The following is a 2,398-nucleotide window of genomic DNA, read 5'->3' as shown; positions in this document are numbered from 1 at the left end:
CGCAGCCGCCTGCTCGCCCGCGCTCATCCGTCCGGCCAGTGGATCGAATGGCTCAGCCCGCGACCATCCGCTTCACCCGGCGGCCCGGCACGATGACAGCGTGGGGTCTGCCGAGGTGGCGGTTCCGGCGGCCTGGGGTCTGCTTACGCGCGGGGGCGGCCAGTGCGGTCTGGCCGTTGGTGAGGTTGGCCTCCAGGACTTTGAGGGCATCGGGCATGTTGGCCCGGCGGCAGACGGCGTTGCCACACGACAACACGAGTACCTGGTCCAGTCGGTGCGGGACGCCATGTGGCAGCCGGTCTACCCGGGCGGGTACGCGTGATGGCCCTTTCCGGGCCACGGCGAGTGTGGGGTTTCCTGCCGATGATCATCGATATGCCGTCGGGCCGGAGGTCATTTTCCGTGTCGCCCGAAGGGGAGCATGCCTGCCGGGTCGCGCCGGCCACGGATGGCGTCCAGGCGGTCGTTCTGATCGGGTGACCACGATCGCAGCACGGCGTCGGCGCCGTTCGCGCGGCCGACGAAGTTGATCAGTTCGATGGGTCCGCGCCACTGGGCGACAGCGTCCAATACGGCCCGGACGGCCGCCAGGCGTTCGATGTCGCTGAGTGCGGGATCGGGGGCGGCGTAGACGTTGAGCAGGTGCGCTGCTGAGCGGCCTCCGACGGCGTTCGGGACGGGTGCCTGGCGTGCCGCCGCCCGGCCCAGGGTGCGGATCTCGACCGAGGACAACGGGGCATCGGTCTGCGGGCCTGCGGTGGCGAGCAAGGCCGCGACGGTACCGGTATCCAGGGCGGCCAGTGTGGCCGAGCCGTTGGCAACCGGCATGGGAGTGACGGGATCACCATGGATCGTGCCGATACGGTCGTAGCGCAGCATGCCGGTGGTGTCGAGCGAGGGTGGGGCCACTGCGCGGATCGCCGCGAGCTGCCGTTCGGCGCTGGCTGGCGCGTCGGTGCTGGCCAGGCGGACGTGGGCCACTTTCTTGCCGCGGACCGCCTCGGGAACAGCGTCAGCTTCGGGCAGCCGCAGCAGGGCGATCGAGGCTGTCGTCGACTCCGGCAACGCGGGTGACCATTCGGCGTAGGCAGCGAGCACGGCCGGCAGGTCAGCGGCCTCGAAGTACAGCGCGCCGCCGTATACCTGGGTGAGCGGGAGGAGCCCGATCGTCACCGCGGTGACAACGCCGAGACCTCCCTTGCCGCCGCGCAGCGCCCAGAACAGGTCGGGGTCGGACTCCGCCGTCACGGTCAGGCTGCCGTCGGCGGGCGTCACGACCTCGACGGCCTGGACATGATCGGCGCTGAAGCCGTAGGTCCGCGCCAGCGGGCCGAGACCTCCGCCCAGGAGATATCCGGCCACGCCGACCGCCGGCGCCGACCCGCACAAAGCAGCAAGCCCATGCGGTGCGGTAGCCGCGAGCACAGGCTCCCAGGTCGCGCCCGCACCGATCCGGGCCGAGCGCCCGCCGGCGTCGACCTCGACGTCGGCAAGCGCTCGCATGCTGATCGCGACCCCGCCGCGCACCTCATGCAGCCGCCCATGACCGGAACCCAGAACGGTGAGCCGCTCCCCGCGCTCGCTCGCGACCGCGACGGCTGCCGCCACGTCAGCAGGAGCTTGCACCGCGACCACCAGGTCGGGCAAACAGGCGAGTCCGAGGTCGAACCCCGACGTTTCGCTGGCATATCCCGGGTCGCTCGGGTCCAGGACCCGCGTCACCCCCGCGTTCCGCAGCGCCTGAATCATGCTCATCGCCATCGTTCCCCCTCGCCGGTAGTTGCTGCACAAAGGCCGGCCGTCTGGCCGCTGAGACTACCGAAGCTGCCGACGGCGGTAGCGCTCAGGTGGCGGGCAGGCGCTGCTGGGGCACTTCGATCAGGCGCGGGCCGTCGGGCCACGACGAACACGACAGGAACGCGGTAGCGCGCGGCTGTCCACAGCACGCTGACCGTGTAGTGCAGCGCGCCGTCACCGAGGATGGCCACCACTCGCCGGGACGGGTCGCCGAGCTGAAGGCCGATTGCCGCGGGCAGGCCCCATCCGAGCGCTCCGGCGTAAGCAACGGCAGCTCGTTCGAACCCCGGGTTTCCGAAGATGGCCGTGATCCCATGTGCGCGGAGCACCTCATAGAACGCATCACGGATGTTCACCGGTGTCACTCTTCCTCAGGGCCAGCCCGGCTGCTGGCCGTGCTTTCGCCGGGTTATCTGACCAGAGTGCGCGCATGTCGCGGAGCACCCAGGTGAGCCTCTCATCGGGTATCAGATAGCCGCCGATACCCGTGGTCTGCAGCATGTCGTAAAGTCGGCCCGATACGTAGGCGAGGCGCGCGGCGAGGTCTGCTCTCTGCTCGGGCGCGGCAGGTACGACCGCGGTAATTGTGTCGGAGCGCTGC

3 protein-coding genes and 1 pseudogene are annotated in these 2,398 nt (G+C 70.2%); all 4 read right to left on the bottom strand.

What is annotated here, in order from left to right; translation table 11 throughout:
• Positions 1–52: 52 nt before the first annotated feature.
• Positions 53–253 (bottom strand): hypothetical protein, encoded by a 201-nt coding sequence (locus VMD50_RS23865; protein ID WP_325431394.1) that lies wholly within the window; start codon positions 251–253, stop codon positions 53–55.
• A 140-nt stretch (positions 254–393) separates the two neighbouring features.
• Complete coding sequence (locus tag VMD50_RS23860; RefSeq protein WP_325431392.1) at positions 394–1,755, bottom strand: FAD-binding oxidoreductase; 1,362 nt, start codon at positions 1,753–1,755, stop codon at positions 394–396.
• Positions 1,752–2,153 (bottom strand): thiamine pyrophosphate-dependent enzyme, encoded by a 402-nt coding sequence (locus VMD50_RS23855; RefSeq protein WP_325431390.1) that lies wholly within the window; start codon positions 2,151–2,153, stop codon positions 1,752–1,754. Before VMD50_RS23855 ends, VMD50_RS23860 begins: the two co-directional genes overlap by 4 nt.
• Positions 2,140–2,398, bottom strand: a pseudogene (locus tag VMD50_RS23850) (hypothetical protein); the annotation flags it as partial. The gene VMD50_RS23855 and the pseudogene VMD50_RS23850, both read right to left, overlap by 14 nt.

The organism is Mycobacterium sp. (genome assembly GCF_035506235.1).
Taxonomy (GTDB): Bacteria; Actinomycetota; Actinomycetes; order Mycobacteriales; family Mycobacteriaceae; genus Mycobacterium.
Note: the sequence above shows the minus strand (reverse complement) of the source record. Positions and strands in the feature narration are given on the sequence as shown.

Bases quoted from the DNA above. Each gene is read 5' to 3' on its own strand.
- VMD50_RS23860 (WP_325431392.1), bottom strand. From the start codon at position 1,755: ATGAGCATGATTCAGGCGCTGCGGAACGCGGGGGTGACGCGGGTCCTG.